Origin of the sequence: Variovorax sp. LG9.2 (genome assembly GCF_035018885.1) — a bacterium.
In the GTDB taxonomy this organism is placed as follows: domain Bacteria; phylum Pseudomonadota; class Gammaproteobacteria; order Burkholderiales; family Burkholderiaceae_C; genus Variovorax.
The window spans coordinates 229,127-245,286 of the sequence record NZ_JASJXB010000008.1 but is presented as its reverse complement, the minus strand read 5'-3'; the positions used below and the strand labels follow the sequence as shown (position 1 = coordinate 245,286).

General features: G+C 66.4%; 9 protein-coding genes. 6 read left to right on the top strand and 3 right to left on the bottom strand.

The features are described from left to right. From QN413_RS11360 to QN413_RS11340, 5 genes are all read left to right on the top strand, one after another. Nucleotides 1–426, top strand: a 426-nt coding sequence (locus QN413_RS11360) for an ATP-binding protein (protein WP_323496709.1), incomplete at its 5' end; no start/stop codon positions are given. Nucleotides 427–670: 244 nt separating this feature from the next. Beyond that, nucleotides 671–1,231, top strand: coding sequence for a DUF2239 family protein (locus QN413_RS11355; protein WP_323496708.1), 561 nt, complete (start codon nucleotides 671–673; stop codon nucleotides 1,229–1,231). Nucleotides 1,232–1,322: 91 nt separating this feature from the next. Continuing rightward, nucleotides 1,323–2,726 (top strand): MATE family efflux transporter, encoded by a 1,404-nt coding sequence (locus tag QN413_RS11350; RefSeq protein WP_323496707.1) that lies wholly within the window; start codon nucleotides 1,323–1,325, stop codon nucleotides 2,724–2,726. Beyond that, nucleotides 2,662–3,018: a GIY-YIG nuclease family protein gene (locus QN413_RS11345; protein ID WP_323496706.1), complete on the top strand. Its 357-nt coding sequence runs from the start codon at nucleotides 2,662–2,664 to the stop codon at nucleotides 3,016–3,018. The genes QN413_RS11350 and QN413_RS11345 overlap by 65 nt, the downstream gene beginning before the upstream one ends. After that, complete coding sequence (locus tag QN413_RS11340) at nucleotides 3,015–3,362, top strand: hypothetical protein (RefSeq protein WP_323496705.1); 348 nt, start codon at nucleotides 3,015–3,017, stop codon at nucleotides 3,360–3,362. The genes QN413_RS11345 and QN413_RS11340 overlap by 4 nt, the downstream gene beginning before the upstream one ends. Before the next feature lie 226 nt (nucleotides 3,363–3,588). On the opposite strand, the gene QN413_RS11335 is transcribed toward QN413_RS11340, so the two are convergent. Genes QN413_RS11335 through ppc form a run of 3 tightly spaced genes read right to left on the bottom strand, consistent with a single transcriptional unit; the run spans nucleotide 3,589 to nucleotide 15,204 of the window. Then, a complete protein-coding gene (locus QN413_RS11335) occupies nucleotides 3,589–11,865 on the bottom strand; it encodes a GH36-type glycosyl hydrolase domain-containing protein (protein ID WP_323496704.1) in 8,277 nt (2,758 codons plus the stop codon). A gap of 7 nt (nucleotides 11,866–11,872) precedes the next feature. Further along, nucleotides 11,873–12,205, bottom strand: a complete 333-nt coding sequence (locus QN413_RS11330) for a hypothetical protein (protein WP_323496703.1) — start codon at nucleotides 12,203–12,205, stop codon at nucleotides 11,873–11,875. A gap of 47 nt (nucleotides 12,206–12,252) precedes the next feature. Further along, a complete protein-coding gene (ppc, locus tag QN413_RS11325) occupies nucleotides 12,253–15,204 on the bottom strand; it encodes a phosphoenolpyruvate carboxylase (protein ID WP_416352169.1) in 2,952 nt (983 codons plus the stop codon). Between the two features lie 41 nt (nucleotides 15,205–15,245). Here ppc and hemC point away from each other — a divergent pair, with 41 nt between their 5' ends. Beyond that, on the top strand, nucleotides 15,246–16,151 hold the full coding sequence (hemC, locus tag QN413_RS11320; protein ID WP_323496702.1) for a hydroxymethylbilane synthase: 906 nt from the start codon (nucleotides 15,246–15,248) through the stop codon (nucleotides 16,149–16,151). Nucleotides 16,152–16,160: the final 9 nt, after the last annotated feature.

Below are 16,160 nucleotides of genomic sequence, written 5' to 3'. Positions count from 1 at the left end.
GACCTCGTGCGCGCGGACGGAGGAATGCTGCTGCGAGTGTTCGCCAATCTCTTGGAAAACGCGATTCGGCACAGTGCGCCCGGGGACACCATTCGGGCGAGCTGCAACTTCGAGGAAGGAGTGGAGGCTGTGGTGATCATTCAGGACGAAGGTACCGGCATGGCGCCGGGCGTGCTGGACGCGTTGCTCGACCGCGAGCCGCAGGGCCTAACCGAAGGTGCGAAGCTCTCAGCGTCTGAACGAGACATTCAAGCGGCTCACAACATGACGTCACGCGACGCCAGGACGCATGGCTTCGGCTTCGCGATGGTCAGACAAGTTGTGGCCGCGCATGGAGGCTGGATTACTGGCAGCAGCACTGTTGGAGAAGGTACGACTTTCGCAATCGGCTTCCCAGTGGTGCGCGCTCAAAAGAATGTTGAGTGATTGGGGCACCTCGTCCTGAACTGACTCCCAGAAGTTGGACAAACTTCGAAGGCCGAGTGCCAACGCTTTTGAGCCGCTGGTACGTTGACGCCACTCAAGATCGATTTAATTGGAGGGCGCCGTGACCCTGCCGCTCGCATCCCCTTGGCCAGGCGATGGGCGGCCCATGTTGCCAAGTGAATTTACCCGGATGTTATTTACTCTTGAATTTAACCCGGATAGAATTCACGGCATGGACCTTGTCATGCCACTCACCCACACCGCTTTCCTGGACGGGCGCCGCCTCGCTGCCGGTCCCCTGCACGAAGTCGCCGTGGCAGTGCTGCGCGCGCAGCAGGCGCAGCCCGAGGGGCATCCGTTGATCTTCAGCAATGCCAGCGGTCAGTCGGCCGACCTTGACCTGCGCGGTGGCGAGCAAGCCGTTGCGGCGCGTTACACCGTGGCTGCGCCGGTCCAAGCGCCCAAGGGTCGCGGTCGCCCCAAGCTTGGCGTGGTCGCGCGGGAAGTGACGCTGCTGCCAGAACACTGGGACTGGCTTGCCGCGCAACCGAGCGGCGCCTCAGTGGCCTTGCGTAAGCTCGTGCACGAAGCGCGGCGCAACGGCGGCGAACGGGACCGGACGCGCCAAGCGCGCGACCGCGCGTATCACGCCATGTCCACACTGGCCGGCAGCCTGGCCGGCTTCGAGGAAGCATCGCGGGCATTGTTTGCCGGTGACCACGAGCGGCTGGTGACGCAGATGGCCTCATGGCCAGACGACGTGCAGGCGTACGTGCTGGAACTCGCCGAACCTGCACCCGGCTAAGCCGGGCCTCTTTCCCATTTTTGCAATCAACGCGCGGCTCCTGGCCGCTGCGCTGCGGGCATACGCACGCCCGCAATCCACCAGAGCCCTCATGAACACGCGAGACACGACAACCCCCGACGGACCGGCGCCCGCTCTGCGCGCGCACTACCTCACTCTGCTGAAGCCTTTGATCCTGACGCACATGCTGCAAAGCACGGGCGGACTGCTCGATGGCTTCTGGCTCGGGCATCTGCTGGGCGTGCGTGGTATCGCGACAGCTGCGTCGTTCTTTCCCGTGTTCTTCTTGCTGCTCTCGCTGATCATCGGACTGGGGGCCGGCTCGACCATCCTTGCGGGACAAGCATGGGGGGCACGCGATGTTGCGCAGGTGCGCCGGGTCGGTGCGACGGCCTTTCTGACTTCCCTTGGTATGGGGCTTGCGGTCTCGGTGGCCGGTGCATGGTCTTCGCCGTGGTTGATGCGAGCACTCGGCACACCGCCAGAAATCTTGCCGACGGCGATCGGCTATGCGCGCGCCATGTTTCTGGTGATGCCCTTTGTATTCGTTGTGTGGGCGGGCCTGTCCCTGAGTCGTGGCACCGGCGACGCGCTCTCACCTATGTGGGCCTTGCTGGCCGCGACGCTGGTTGGCGCGGTTTGCACACCGCTGCTCGTTGCAGGCACGCCCATGGGCGCGGCTGGCGTGGCAGTCTCAGCCCTCGTCGCACAGTTGGCCGCGCTAACCGTGTTGATACGGCACTGGCGTCTGCATGACCATCCGCTCGCCCCTGGCGCGGATTGGCAGGATTGGAAACCGAGTGCGACCATCGCCAGACGCATGTTGCGCATCGGCCTGCCGGCCTCCTTGCAGATGCTGGCGATGGCGCTTGCGGAGATCGTGCTGCTGAGCCTGGTGAACCGCCACGGGTCGAGCTCGACTGCCGCCTATGGCGCAGCGATGCAGGTCCTCAGCTGGGTGCAGTTCCCGGCAATGAGCCTGGGCATTGCCGCGGCGATCTTGAGCGCGCACGCAGTTGGGGCAGGACGACGCGATCGGCTGCCGGCGATCGTGAGCACGGGGTTGCGCTTGAACGCACTGGTGACCACGCTGTTCGTCGTCGCGGGGCACCTACTGGCGCCATTCGCGTTGCGCGTGTTCCTGGAGCCAGGCCCTGTCCTGGAGCAGGCAGTCGCCGTCGTGCGCACCGTGGCATGGGGTGTGGTGTTGCTTGGGTCGGGCAACGTCTTGGTGAGTGCCATGCGCGCGAGCGGCATCGCATTGGTGCCGGCGCTGCTGAGCATGGCTGCGATCGTTGGCATCGAATTGCCCGTTGCCGTGGCGCTGGAAGCGCGCTTCGGACTGGCAGGCATGTTCTGGGCCTGTCCTGTCGCGTTCCTGGCCATGCTGGTGCTGCACGGCCTCTACTACCGTCACAAGGAGAAAAAAGATGGACTCTTCCGCCAATCAAGCGTCGCGATCGGCGCGGCGGGCGATCGCGCGCCAGGCGCGTGACGCCTTCCCGCCCATGGGCATCTATGCCATCCGCGACCACGCGAGCGGTCACCTGCTGCTCGGCGCGAGCCGCAACGTGCACGCGGCGCTGAATCGTGCTCGCTTTGAATTGCGCATGGGTAAACATGCAGACCGCGTGCTGCAGGCCGAGTGGTATCGCAGCGGCGTCGAAGGACTCGACTTCCAAGTGCTGGAGCTCGTAAAGGAACGTGGCGATTCGGGCTTCGACTACGCGGGCGAACTGAAAGCGCTGGAGCAGCGCCATCGCGAACTGCAAGGGCTGGCGCCATGAGCGAAGAAGCCTTGCAGGCCTGCGTGGACCGGCACTTGGAGCACGCGGCGATGGTGTTCATGCTCGACGACAAACTTGGCACCCACCACGGCCTGTCGTGGGTCGACTTCGTGCTGCTGACAATGCTGGATGCCGCCGGCGGCGCGGTGCTCGCGACGGAACTCGCCCGCACCTTGCGCACGCCGGCCTCGCGCTTGCTCCAGCGACTGCTGCCCCTGGAAAAGATCGGGCTGGTGGAGCGCGCTGCCGATGGCGACTGCAAGCGCCGCATCACGTTGCGCCCGCAAGGCTGGCGACGGCTGCACGAGGCACGGGAAACGGCCGCGAACGCATGTGGAACCTGATGTCACCGTGGCACGTAGGCATCGTGGGGCGGGCCCGAGCTGAGACCTACTGAAGTAGATGCCAACGACCATCCGACGGATGTCAGACTTTGGCCAATCAACGCGCTGGCGAAACCGCAACCCGTCTGAAGCGGTCTTTCGACTTGATGCGCTGTATGACCGCTCCTGGCCCGACTCTGGCCGTTCAAGCAAACACCGCAGGCGCATTCTCGACAGCTCACCCATCTCAAAGTCCCGCAGCACCGCCTTGCGCAGTCCCCATTTCGACTTGCAAGACAGTCCCTTCCGGCAGCGCTCTCCAGTCGACCCATTCGCCAGGCGCAACCTGTTGGACCGGGCCGCCCTCTGCATCGGCATTGCGATCAGTCCCGGCGCGCGCGCACCGGATCTCGACAGTCCGGCCACCCAGCTTCACCGTCATTTCGAAACCCGGCCAATGCGCCGGAATCCGCGGTGTCACCGAGAGCCGGTCGCCACGCACATCGAGGCCGAGCAAGGTCTCGACCGCCGCACGGTGCAGCCAGGCCGCCGAGCCGGTGTACCAGCTCCATCCGCCGCGGCCGACGTAGGGCGCTGCGCCGTAGGTGTCGCCGGGCATCACGTAGGGTTCGAGTTCATAGACCCGCCCGCGCTCGGCATGTTTTGATCGATGGGCGGGGCTCAGGCCTTCGAAGCTGCGCCACGCTGCTTCGTGGTCGCCGCTCAGCGCCTGCGCCATCAGACCCCACACCGCGCCGTGCGAGTACTGGCCGCCGTTTTCGCGAACGCCCGGCGGATAGGCCTGGATGTAGCCGGGGTTGTTCTCCGACTTGGCGAACGGCGGCGCCAGCAGGCGCAACAGGCCGGCCGGCGCATCGAACAGATGTTCCTTCACGGAGGCCATTGCCGGCGCCGTGAAGCGCTCGCTCGACGCACCGGAAATCACCGACCACGCCTGCGCGATCAGGTCGATGCGGCACTCGTCGTTGGCCGATGAACCCAGTGCAGCGCCGTTGTCGAAGTAGGCACGGCGGAACCAGGCGCCGTCCCAGCCGGCATCGTGCAGGGCGGCGATCCAGCCGCGCCGTGCTTCTGCCCAGCGCGCCACGCGCTCGTGCTCGCCGCGCGCTTCAGCCAACGGCGAGAAGGCTGCGACCACACTGCAGAGAAACCAGCCGAGCCAGACCGATTCGCCGCGCCCTTCATTGCCGACGCGGTTCATGCCGTCGTTCCAGTCGCCGGTGCCCATGAGCGGCAGGCCGTGCGCGCCGACCGCCAGGCTGTGGTCGATGGCGCGCGCGCCGTGCTCGAACAGGCTGGCCGTCTGGCTGGAGATTTGCGGTGCGTAGTAGGCGTCTTCGGCGCCAGGCGGAATCGCCGGACCGTCGATGAAGGGGACTCGCTCGTCGAGCAGCGTCAGGTCGCCGGTGACTTCGGCGTAGTGCGCTGCGGCGTAAGGCAGCCACAGCAGGTCGTCGGAGAAATGCGTGCGCACGCCGGCACCGCCGGGCATGTGCCACCAATGCTGCACGTCGCCTTCGGGGAATTGCCGTGCTGCGTTGACGAGGATCTGCTCGCGCAGTCGCGCCGGATCGGTCACGGCGAAGGCCATCGCATCCTGCAGCTGATCCCGGAAGCCGAAGGCGCCTCCGGCCTGGTAGAAACCGGCCTTCGACCACAGGCGGCATCCCAGCGTCTGGTACGGCAGCCAACGATTGACCAGCGCATCGAGCAACGGGTCGGGCGTGCGCACCTGCAGGCGGCCGAGCAGGTCGTCCCAGAAAGCGCGCACTTGCGCCAGTGCCTGCAACGCGTCGCGTGCTTGCCAGCGCCTTGCCAGTTGCTGTGCGGCGTCCGCGCTCTCCGCATGACCGAGCACGAAGCTGAAGCGCGCGGTCTGCCCTGGCGCGAGCGTGAACTCGCCAGCGATGGCGGCACAGGCGTCGAGCCCGCTGCCGGCTCGCTGGCCGAGCATGTCTGGCAGTTCGACCATGCCGCGGCCGGCGAAGAATTCGCTGCGGTCGCAGGTCCATTGCAGCGGCGCCGACAAGCCGTCGAGTCCGGTGAGTTGCACGAATCCCGCACTGCCGCCGAAGCCTGCGCTCGACTCGCGCTGCAGCCCGAATACCGCGGCCTGGTCCTCCGGCTTCCATGTGTGAACGGTACGGCGCGCGCCGCGTGCGGCTCCGAGCTGCCACTCGACCATCGCCAGAGCGCGCAGGCGGCGCTGCCCGATGCCCTCATGCCGCACGCTCACATGCACGACTTTGACGGCGTCGTCGCGGTCCGCGAAGAAGGTCGTCTCCAGTACCAGGTTGTGATGCAGGCACTCGAACACGGTGTAGCCCTGGCCGTGTCGCACGCGATGCCGCGAAGCACCGGCGCCGCGGCCGGCGGGTGTCAGTGGGATCAGCTCGCGCGTGTCGACGTCCTGCAGCAGGTAGTGCTCGAAGGCCGGATCTTGCACCGGGTCGTTCGACCACGGCGTGACCTGGTTCATGCTGCTGTTGACCGCCCACGTGTAGCCGATGCCCGACTCCGACACTTGGAAGCCGAACGACGCGTTGGCGATCACGTTGATCCACGGCCGAGGCGTGCGCCGGTTCAAGTCGACCTCGAAGCAAAACTCGCCGGTGGCGGCATCGAACGCACCCTGCGGCACCGTCACCGATTCGGCCAATTGCGCGGCAGAGGGCAGTGCCGACAGCGCCACGCGCGCGGGCGGCGCGACGATCGACACCGATACCGCCGCGTCGCGCAACGCGGCCACCTGCACTTCGAGAGAGCGGCCATCGGCGGTGAAGACCACGCGCGCCAGGCTCGACAGCGCCGCCTTTTCCGAAGGCGCCACTTCATGGTCGCGCAGCAGATAGAAGCCGGCCGCATCGTTGCGCGGAAAGCTGTTCTGCGTCTGTTGCGCCACCCGGTCGCGCAAGGCTTCCATCTCGCGCTGCAGCGGCATCAGGTACGAATTGGGCTCGCTGTTGAGCACGACCAGGTCGCAGGCCACGCCCCCGAATCCCCACCAGGGTTGCGCCCGCAGCAGGGTGTTCACCAGCCGCATCCCCGTCACCGAATGGATGTGCACCAGCACGATCGGCTTGTCGCCCGAGATGCCGAAGCGCCAGATCTGATGCAAGTCGATCAGCCCGCGGTCGCTCATCACGCGCGGCGTTGTGTAGGTAAGGATGGTGGTGAGGTCCTGCAGCGCCAGGTTCTGTGCGGGGTCGATGCTGAGGTCGCGCAGTCGCACCTGCGCCAGCGTTGCGGCCATGCGCGTGGCACGCTCCACATGCATCGGTTGCAGGTAGCGGTCGATGCTCGGGAGAAGCGCTTCGACGTTCTCGTCGGCCGCGGTCGCAAAGGTCACGCGGGCCGTCGCACCGGCGGCGATCTCGAGCTTGACGCGCAGGCAGGCGATGGCGTCGAGCCCGTTGATCGGCTTGCCATCGGCCGTCATCGGTTGCGGGTCGAGCGCGGGCGTCGCTAGCGTGCGGTTGCGGCCGATGAAGGCGCGGCGATCGACCATGCAATCCACCGACAGGACATGCGCGTCGACCGATGCCACGAAGTGCGCCGCTGCCACCACGGCGTCGCCGTGAAGACGCGGCTTGCGCGACAGCAGCACGGCGCGCCAGGTCGGCTCCCAACGCGTCTCGACGAAGAGGTTGGTGAAGGCAGGATGGGTCTCGTCGGCCTTCGGGTTCGACAGTACCGGCTCGAAGTACGAGATCAGTTCGAGCGTGCGGCTCTCTGTGCCGGTGTTATGGATGGCGACGGTGCGCAGCTCGGTGTCGTCTTCGGGGCTGATGAGCACCGTGGTTCGCACGTGCAGGTCTTTGGTGCGGGCGTCGAACTGCACCTGATCGGCCAGGAAGCGGGCGCGGTAGTTCCAGCCTTCGCCGGGCGCGGGAAGGGCGGTGACAGACGTGAGTACCCGGTCGCCGACGTCGCGCAGGTAGAAGAACGTGCCGTAGCTGTCGCGCAGCGGGTCGTCGCGCCAGCGCGTCACGTTGAACGATCGCCAGCGGCTCACTCCGGCGCCATTGGCGCGCAGCGCGACGGTGTAGCGGCCGTTCGACAGCAGGTGCGTCGGCTGGAAACCGGGCGCCGACGGATCGACGACGCGTGGCTGGAACACCGGCAGCGCTTCGCCTTCGGCAGGTTCCGGCGGTGTGCGCGGATCGGCGCTGCCGATGATCTGCCGTGGCGTGCGCTCGTGCAGCAGCGACACATGGGCTTCGACCAGCGGCGCGCTGGCAAACCAGCGCCGCGGCGCGTCGTTGCGCAGCACGTTGCACAACGCCACCAAAGACATGCCCTGGTGGTGCGCCATGAAGTTGCGCACGACGCTGAGCGGCTCGCCTTCAGGCTGCCGCGACACGGTGAAATCGACCGCGTCGAAGAAGCCGCAGTCGCCGCGCGCACCGAGCGATTCGAGCAAGCGCAGGTTAGCCACCGCATCGGCCGGCGCCATCAACGCCGCCATCGCGCTCGCATAGGGCGCGACCACGCGGTCGGTCGGTGGCGTGCGGCGCAAGGCCAGGCGCGGCACACCAAAGGGCGAGTATTGGTAGGCCAGCGAGTGGTCCTGCGCGAAGTAGGCCGACTCGGACACGCCCCAGGGCAGCTTCTGCGCCTTGCCGTAAGCCTGTTGCTCCGTCACAGCTGCAGCGTTGGCGACCTGCAGCAGACCGTCGTCGGGCTCGGGCATGACGAGCGCCGGCATCAGGTACTCGAACATCGAGCCCGACCACGACTTGAGGCTGGCGCGCGCACCGACCGACAGGAAGGGGCGTCCGAGTGCCATCCAGTGGCGGCGCGGCACGTCGCCCTTGGCGATGGCCAGGAAGCTGAGCAAGCGCGACTCCGAAGCCAGCAGGTCGTAGTAGCTCTTGTCGAGCGCGTTGTCGTCGACCCGCAAGCCGATGTGGAACAGGTGGCGCTTGGCGTCGTACAGGCCTTGAAAATTCATGGCGGCGCACAGCGCCTCGCAGCGCTGGGCGATCGCTTCCAGCGAGTGCGCCGATGCAGCGCTGCCGGCAGCTCCGCCGGCATCCTCGTTTGCAAAGGTGCGGCAGGCTTGTGCCACAGCCAACAAGTGCCCCGCCATGTTGCCGCTGTCTACGCTCGACACATAGGTCGGAGGCATCGATCGCAACGTCTGCGTGTCGTACCAGTTGTAGAGGTGGCCCTGATGTTTGTCGAGCTTGTCGATGGCGTCGAGCGTGGCGCCCAGCCGCCCGACCAATGCCTGCGAATCGATCCAGCCGAACTCGCGTGCGCAGCAGGTCGCGAGCAGGTACATGCCGATGTTGGTCGGCGAGGTGCGGTGGGCGATGGTCGGCTGCGGTTCGAGTTGCAGGTTGTCCGGCGGCAAGTGGTTGTCTTCGGGGCCGACCACGCGCTCGAAGAAGCGCCATGTGTCGCGCGCCAGCGTGGCGAGGTAGTCGCGCTGGTCGTCGGTGACGGGGTGCGCCGCTTCGTTCGCATGCGGCACGCGGCTGCTCAGCCATGCGACCAGCGGCGCGCAGGCCCAGATCAAAAACAGCACCGGCGCGAGCAGCGGGTCGGCGCTCCAGTGCGACGCGACAGCCAGCGCCAGGCACAGCAAGCTGGCAAAGGTGCCGGCGCGCAAGAACGGCCCGGGGCTGTAACGCGCCTGAGCCTGCAACTGGTCGGCCGTCGTCCACTGCAGCAGATGCCGGCGGCTGACGGCGAGCCGCCAGAGCGCGCGCAGCGTGGCGTCGGCCAGCAGCTTGGTCTGCGCAAAGAGCTGTGTGAACTGCCATGCCGCGCCCGCGATGGCGCGAAGCAGTTCGGTCGAGCCGACGTCGAAGAAATGCTGGAGCTCGATGGAGCGCCGCGTCGGCACCAGACCTGCGAGCGCGCCGAGCAAGGGCCCCAGCGTGATGGCGAGCAGCACCACGCTCAATGCCAGGTTGAGCGGCAACGCGCCGGTGAAGATGACCCAGGCGAGCAGCGCTGCGGACATGGGCACGACCATGGCGCGGCGCAGGTTGTCGCACATCTTCCACTGGCCCAGCAGGTCGATGCCAAAGCGGCGCGGACGCAGCATGAGCGGCAGCAGTTGCCAGTCGCCGCGAGTCCATCGATGGATGCGCGAAGCCGCGACGCCGGCGTGGTGTGGATGGTCTTCGACGAGCACCAGGTCGCTGACCACCGCGCAACGCGCCACCGTTCCTTCGAGCAGGTCGTGGCTTAGCACCGCGCCTTCGGGCAGCCGGCGGTCGAGCGTGTCGTGTAGCGCGCGGACATGCAGCAGCCCCTTGCCCGTGAAGGAGCCGGTGCCGAACAAGTCCTGATAGACGTCCGACGCGCCACTGCTGTAAGGATCGATACCGCACTGGCCCGCGAACAACCAATGGAAAGCCGAGCGCTCGTTGCGCTCCGGAAATGGCGTGACGATGCGCGGTTGCAGGATGCCAAAGCCCGCGACGACGCGTCGCGTGGCCGCATCGATTTGCGGCGCGTTCAGCGGGTGCGCTGCGATCGACACCAGCTCGCACAGTGCGCCCGAAGGCAGGCCGGTGTCGCTGTCGAGCGTGACGACGTAAGGGATGTCGCGCATCAACTGAAGGCCGGGCGCCAGCGGGACAAAGCCGCTGCTGTCGCCCGCAGCGAGCCAGCGCATCAGCATCTCGAGCTTGCCGCGCTTGCGCTCCCAGCCGATCCAGCGGCGCTCGGTTTCGCTCCAGCTGCGCGGGCGATGTAGCAGCACGAAGCGTGGCGCTGCGTCGGGTGATGCCGCCGGAGGCACGGGATACCGGGCATTCAGCGATGCGATGCAGTGCAGTGCGTCGTCGAGCAAGGCTGCGTCTTCCGGCAGGCTTTGTTGCGAAGCATCTGCCCAGTCGGTCAGGAGTGCGAACTGCGCCTGCGCTTCTCGATTGGCCAGCCAGTGAAGCTCGAGCCGATGTGCGAGCCGCGCGTTGTTGCGGCTCGAGGTCAGCATCGCAGGCACCACGACCAGCACGCGATGCGCTGCCGGGATACCGCCCGTGAAATCGAGCCGCGGCAAGGGCTGCACGCGCGCGGATTCCGACACGATGCGGTGCATCAACGCGATCACCACTTCGGAAAGCGGCCACAGCATGAGCACGAGAGCGACGGTCGTCGTCCAGCCCGCATCGGGCCCGTCGGCGCCGTGCAATGCGCGCACCACAAGCGCCAGAAAAAGCGCCGTTCCGACTGCCACGACGCCGATGTACAGCGGCAACTTCCAGCCGCCGGAAAACTTCAAGCCGGCCGCGGGTGGCGCGTTTGTCTCCGCAGTTGCACCCTGGTTCGCAGGCCGCAGTGCAGCGATCAAAGCCGGGCGGCCGCGGCCGAACAGGAAGTAGCCGGCGGTGCGCTCCGCGTGCGCCCAGTGCGCATCGTCGGATTCCTCGATCAGCGGATTGGCCGGCGCGCTCGCGAGCTGCACCACGGCCAGCGCCACTTCGCGCTCGGGGCGCGCCGTGGTGCGCGCGACCTGCTCCATCGCATGCGTGATTTGCTGTCGCGTGAGTTCGCTTTCACGGCCATAGCTCGGCAACTCGCGCAGCACGCGAAGCGATCGGCTCACCGGCTCGATCAGGTCTGCCCATTCGACCTGCCCGATCATGCGCAGCGTCGTGATGATGTTGCCGACCGTCAGATTGGCCGCGGCCTGTTCTGCATGGGCATCGCCGATCAACGCGGGGCCGTTGGTGCAGTGGTGCGCGGTCCAGCGGACCAGCGCCGGCGGCGTCTCGCCCTGCTCGACCGGCAGCCGTTGCCACAGCTGCGTGAGGTAGCTGGCGGCCAGGCCTCGGCTCAGCAACGCCGCGTGGATGGCATCGAGGTCTTGCTCGGAGAGCGACGGCGCGGCATCCCACGCGGCGTGCGCAACTTCGCGCCCCACCTTGGCTGCGGCGATGGTCTCGGCGACGCGGCGCAGGTTTTCGAGCAACACCACGCGCAGCGTCGTCGGTAACGCCCACAGCTCGCCCAGCGTGAGTTCGTCGACCTCCTGGTACGCGTTGAGAAACGCGGTGAAAAGCTCGTTGTTGAGCACGCTGTCGGTGTGCGCCACGTAGGCCCAGGCAATGCCATAGACACGCGGCAGACCGGCCAGCGGTTGCGCCGCCAGCTTGGGCAGCCGCGCGTAGTAGCTGCGCGGAACGCCTTCGCGAATTTGCTGGAGCTGCGCCTCGACCAGATGAAAGTTGTCGAGTAGCCACTCGGCCGCCGGCGACACGTAGCGGCCGCTGCGGGAGGTCAGCGCGATGTAGTCGAAGGCCTGACGCAGCGATTCGAGGTTGCGGTCGACCCTTGGGAAGAACGGTGCGGTGCCTGCAGCGTTGGTCTCGTCGTCGATGACCTGTGCGCGGGCAAGACTGCGTCCGTGTTGCTCCAGACGTTGCGTGCCGAACAGTTCCGCACGCACCGGCAGCTCGACCGGCTCGGGCGGTCTCGACAGAAGCTCAAGAGCGTATTCGCTGAGCGAATCGAAGCGGTAAAAGACGGGCGCGGCGCTCACTCACATGTCAGGCGAGGGCCAGCAGTCCGAGCGCAATGACGAAGGCCAGAAAAGCAACGGTCACGATCCGGCTGGCAGCCATGGCGTGAAACCGCTGCAAGCCGCTCCGCAACGTGAACATGGGGCCGCGCGCTCTTGCGCAGTCCCGCATGTGAAGTGCCAGCGCATCGAAATCGCTGCTCACGAAGTCGCCTTGGCTTGCATGCGAAACGGCAGAAGATCGAGGCGAAGACATAGCAAGGTTTCCTGTGAACGACCAGAGCGCCGACGCGGTTTGCAACATTGCAATCCGGCTGCCGTGTGACCAAATTTCAGTTTGATCCTGAACCTGACGCTCCATGCCCCCCGATCGGCGAATGATTGCGTAGGAGGGCGCGCACAACGTGATCAGCCGGTGTTGCGAAGGCCGGCCGCCACGCCGTTGATCGAGATGTGAATGCCACGCTGGAGCCGCTCACCGCCTTCGCCGGCACGGTAACGCCGCATCAGTTCGACCTGCAGATGGTGCAGCGGGTCGATGTACGGAAAGCGGTGGCGCACCGAGCGCTGCATGTCGGCGTTGCCTTCGAGTCGCTGCTTGGCGCCGGTGATGAGCGTGAGCGCGTCCGAGGTGCGATGCCACTCGGTCTCGATCATCGAAAACACCTTCTGCCGCAGCTTGCGATCGGCCACCAGCTCGGCGTAGCGCGACGCCAGCGCGAGGTCGCTCTTGGCCAGCACCATGTCCATGTTCGACAGCAGCGTCCTGAAGAACGGCCACTGCGCGTACATGCGCTGCAGCAGCGCTTGCCGCTCCTTGCGCTCGGCAGGTTTGCCGTCACCCAGGAACTGCTCGATCGCCGAGCCGAAGCCATACCAGCCCGGCAGTGTGAGCCGGCACTGGCCCCAGCTGAAACTCCACGGTACTGCGCGCAGGTCTTCTATCTTGTGGCTCGGGTTGCGCGACGCTGGCCTCGATCCGATGTTGAGTTCTGCGATCTCGCGAATGGGCGTGGCGCCGAAGAAATAGTCGCCGAAACCTGGAGTTTCATAAACCAGCTTGCGATAAGCGGCCATGCTCGCGACCGACAGCGCCTCGGCGGCTGCAACGAAGGGCGCTGGCGCTGCCTTGGCGACAGGCAACATCGTGGCTTCCAGTGTGGCGGCGACCAGCGTCTCCAGGTTGCGTCGGCCGATCTCGCGGTTGGCGTATTTGGAGCCGATCACTTCGCCTTGTTCCGTGAGGCGAATCTGGCCGCGCACCGTGCCTGGTGGCTGCGCCAGGATGGCGTCGTAGCTCGGACCGCCGCCGCGTCCGACGGTGCCGCCGCGGCCGTGGAACATGCGCAGCCGGATCGGCTCCGTCTTGCCCTTGTTCAACTCGTCGAACAGGGCTACCAGTGCCAGGCCGGCGCGGTACAGCTCCCAGTTGCTGGTGAAGATGCCGCCGTCCTTGTTGCTGTCGCTGTAGCCCAGCATCACGTCCTGCTCCGCACCTGACCGCTGCACCAGCGCGGCAATGCCCGGCAGCGCATAGAAGGCCCGCATGATCGGCGCGGCGTTGCGCAGGTCCTCGATGGTTTCGAACAGCGGCACGACGATGAGGTCGTTGGTGGCGTCCTTGTCCATGGCGCCGCGCAGCAGGCCGACTTCTTTTTGCAGCAGCAGCGCTTCGAGCAGGTCGCTGACCGTTTCGGTGTGGCTCACGATGTAGTGGCGAATAGCGGCATTGCCGTAGCGCGCGCGTGAAGTACGCGCCGCTGCAAAGATCGCGAGTTCGCTTTGGGCCAGCGGCGAATACGCCGCATCTGGCACGCGCAACGGGCGTGCGTCGTCGAGCAGTTTCAGCAGCAGCGTTTGCTTGGCGTCTTCGGCCAGCGCGGCGTAGGCCGGTTCCATGCGCGCGGTGGCGAGCAGTTCGGCGACCACGGCTTCGTGCTTGTCGGAACTCTGGCGCAAGTCGACCGTTGCCAGGTGAAAGCCGAACACCTCGACCGCGCGAATCAGCGGGCTCAGGCGCTGAGCGGCGAGCACCGCGCCATGCTTTTCGATGAGCGAATCCTCGATGGTGCGCAGGTCGGCCAGAAACTGTTCAGCATGCGTGTACGGGTTTTGCGGCGCCACGGCATGGCGTGCGGCCTCGCCTCCGGTCAGGTCACGCAAGGTGGCGGCGAGGCGCGAGTACACGCCCGTCAACGCACGGCGATAGGGCTCGTCGTGCCGATGCTCGTTGGCATCGGGCGAGCGCTCGGCCAAGGCCTGCATCTCGACCGACACATCGATCAGCGTGGCCGACAAAGACAGCTCGCCGCCGAGAAAATGCACCTCGGTCAGGTAGTGGCGCAGTGCCAGTTCGGACTGGCGTTTCAGCGCGTATTCGAGCGTGTCGGCGGTGACGTTCGGGTTGCCGTCGCGGTCGCCACCGATCCATTGGCCCATGCGCAGGAACGGCGCAATGCCGCGCTGGCCCAGGGCGCGTTCGAGGTCGGCGTAGACACGGGGAATTTCGCGCAGGAATGTCGCTTCGTAATAACTCAGCGCGTTTTCGATTTCATCGGCCACCGTCAGCTTCGAAAATCGCAGCAGTCGCGTCTGCCAGAGCTGCGTCACGCGGGTGCGCATCTGTTCCTCGTTCTCGGCGTACTCGATCGGTGTGAGCGCGTCTTTCTTGCCGATGAACGCGTAGTGGCGCTGCTGGATCTCGTCGCGTGCGGTCAAGAGCAGAGCGATGGCGCGTTCGGCGTCCAGGATGCTCTTGCGCTGCACTTCGGTCGGGTGCGCGGTGAGCACTGGCGACACGTAGCTGTGGGCCAGCGTTTCGACAATGGCTGCGGGCGAGATGCCGGCTTTTCGGATGCGGGCTAGCGCCATCGGCAGCGTGCCGGACGCGCTTTCGCCGGCGCGATCGGCCTCGGTGCGACGGCGAATCTGATGCCGGTCTTCGGCGAGGTTGGCAAGGTGACTGAAGTAGGTGAAGGCGCGAATCACACGCACTGTTTCGGACGCGCTCAAGCCCTTGAGCAGGTTCTTCAACGCGCGGTCGGCCTGGTGATCGGCGTCGCGCCGGAAGGCGACCGAAAGCGTGCGGATCTTTTCGACCAGCGCGTAGGTTTCTTCGCCTTCCTGCTCGCGGATCACGTCGCCGAGGATGCGGCCGAGCAAGCGGATGTCATCGACCAGTGGCTGGTCTTCGCTCGGCCTGCGCTTTGTCACTGCAACGGGCGCTGCTGATTTGCTTGTCGTCTTGCTTGTTGTTTTCAACGGTCTCTTCTCCTGGTCTTTCCTCGTCTTGGCGGGATTGCCGTAAGCGCTTTCAACGCGCCGAAAGACATGGCCATCGGCGTTGCTGCAGCGCAACATGCTAGCATTCCGCGGGTCATATTCACCAGTGGAAAACGCCTGTGAGCAACATCGTGATCGCCACGCGCGAAAGCCGTCTGGCACTCTGGCAAGCCGAACACGTCAAGGCACTGCTGCAAGAAAGAGGCCACACGGTCAGCCTGTTCGGCATGACCACCCGTGGCGACCAGATCCTCGACCGTTCGTTGAGCAAGATCGGCGGCAAGGGTTTGTTCGTGAAGGAACTCGAAACCGCGCTGGAAGAGGGCACAGCCGACATCGCCGTGCACTCGCTCAAGGATGTGCCGATGGACCTGCCGCTCGGCTTCGCGCTGGCCTGCGTGCTGGAACGCGAAGACCCACGCGATGCGCTGGTCTCGCCGCGCTACGCATCGCTGGAAGCCCTGCCGCACGGCGCCGTGGTCGGCACATCGAGCTTGCGCCGCGTCGTGTTGTTGCGCGCGCTGCGGCCCGACATTCGCATCGAACCGCTGCGCGGCAACCTCGACACCCGGTTGCGCAAGCTCGACGAGGGTCAGTACGACGCGATCATCCTGGCTGCGGCGGGATTGATACGGCTGGGGCTCCAAGACCGGATTCGCATTGCCTTCGAGCCCGACGTCATGCTGCCGGCCGCCGGGCAGGGTGCGCTCGGCATCGAGATTCGCGCAGACCGTGAAGACCTGATCACGGCACTGGCGCCCTTGGGGCACCGCTCCGACTGGCTCGCCACGGCGGCCGAACGCGCCGTCAGCCGCTCGATGGGCGGCAGCTGCTCGATGCCACTCGCGGCGCATGCCCGCTGGCAGCGGGGCGGGGGCTTGCGCATCGATGCGGCCTGGGGCGATCCGGAGGGCAGCGCCTCGCTGGTCGCGGTCCATGCGGAAGCCGAGGCCGGCGACCTCGACGCTGCGGCGGCGTTGGGCAACCGGGCCGCTGTGCTGCTGCGTGCGGCCGGCGCGCACTGAAGGCACACC